The organism is Bowmanella yangjiangensis (assembly GCF_017255015.1).
GTDB classification, from domain to species: domain Bacteria; phylum Pseudomonadota; class Gammaproteobacteria; order Enterobacterales; family Alteromonadaceae; genus Bowmanella; species Bowmanella yangjiangensis.
Genome location: NZ_JAFKCS010000374.1, coordinates 1 through 783, shown reverse-complemented (window position 1 = coordinate 783; position 783 = coordinate 1). Strand labels below are relative to the sequence as shown.

The following is a 783-nucleotide window of genomic DNA, read 5'->3' as shown; positions in this document are numbered from 1 at the left end:
CCTGCTCTACACCCGCTGGCGCTTCCAGTACGACCGCAAGCTGGCAGGAGACGCCTGATGCGTCTGGTGCTGCTGCCAGGACTCAACGGCAGCAGCAACCTCTTCGCCCCTCTGCTCGACGCGCTGCAGGATGTCGACTGCCAGCCGCTCGCACTCCCGGATCAAGGCCCGCAGGATTACGCCAGCCTGACCGACAGGTTGCTCGCTGAACTGGGGCATGCCCCCTTCGTGCTGCTGGGTGAATCCTTCTCGGGCCCACTGGCGTTTCGCCTGGCGCGGCGAAAACCCGAGGGCCTGCGCGCCGTCATCTTCGCCGCCACCTTCCTGACCCGCCCGTCCCCGTTTCTCGCGCTGCTCAGGCACATGCCCATGCCACCGGCACTGGTCACGCACGCGCCGGTACTGCGCGCGCTGGGCCTGGGTCGCGACGTCGAGGATGCAGTCCTGAGACGGGTACAGGAGGAAATTCGCAGTCTGGATCAAGCGCTGCTACGTGCCCGCCTCGGCAGCCTGGCCGGACTGCGGGCAGTGCAAGGGCGTCTCACCTTGCCCGCCCTGCAGCTATGGCCACAACAGGATCGTCTGATTGCGGCCAAGGCAGGCGGCAGCCTGGCCGCGCATTGCGATGACCTGCGCCAGGTCCGCCTGGACGGGCCGCATTTCATTCTGCAGGCACGCCCACACGCCTGCGCACAGGCGATTCGCACCTTCCTGGCAGACATCGCGCAGCAGCAAGGCTAGCGACTGTGGCAGATACCCACGCCAGCCCCTACCAGCCCAGCG

Annotated in this window: 1 protein-coding gene; it reads left to right on the top strand. The window is 67.3% G+C overall.

Going from position 1 to position 783, the window contains the following annotated elements; translation table 11 throughout:
* The first annotated feature begins 57 nt into the window (after positions 1-57).
* Positions 58-741 carry an alpha/beta fold hydrolase gene (locus tag J0A65_RS24635; RefSeq protein WP_206596876.1) on the top strand — a complete coding sequence of 228 codons (684 nt, stop codon included), beginning with the start codon at positions 58-60 and terminating at the stop codon, positions 739-741.
* Positions 742-783: the final 42 nt, after the last annotated feature.